1 pseudogene is annotated in these 429 nt (G+C 69.5%); it reads right to left on the bottom strand.

The window, feature by feature from the left end:
* Nucleotides 1-65 precede the first annotated feature (65 nt).
* Nucleotides 66-429 (bottom strand): annotated as a pseudogene (locus ACQRUO_RS39740) (aspartate carbamoyltransferase); the annotation flags it as partial.

The following is a 429-nucleotide window of genomic DNA, read 5'->3' as shown; positions in this document are numbered from 1 at the left end:
GCAGCACGTCCCGCTGCTCGCCACCGAGCACCTTCGCACCGCGGATCAGGATCTTGCTCATGTTCTTACTTCTCCTCAGCGCGAAGGGGGGCGGCGGCGGGCTCGTTGCCGCCGAGCAGCAGGTACAGGACGGCCATCCGGATGGACACGCAGTTGGCGACCTGCTCCACGGCGGTGCAGCGGTCGGAGTCGGCGACCTCGGCGGTGATCTCCATGCCGCGCACCATCGGGCCGGGGTGCATCACGATGGCGTGCTCGGGCAGCTTGGCCATGCGGTCGCCGTCGAGGCCGTAGCGCCGGGAGTACTCGCGCTCGGTCGGGAAGAAGGCGGCGTTCATCCGCTCCCGCTGCACGCGCAGCATCATCACCGCGTCGCACTTGGGCAGCGTGCTGTCGAGGTCGTACGACACCTCGCAGGGCCAGGACCCG

The organism is Kitasatospora sp. LaBMicrA B282, from assembly GCF_050325825.1.
In the GTDB taxonomy this organism is placed as follows: domain Bacteria; phylum Actinomycetota; class Actinomycetes; order Streptomycetales; family Streptomycetaceae; genus Kitasatospora.
This window is presented reverse-complemented; position numbering and strand designations above follow the sequence as displayed.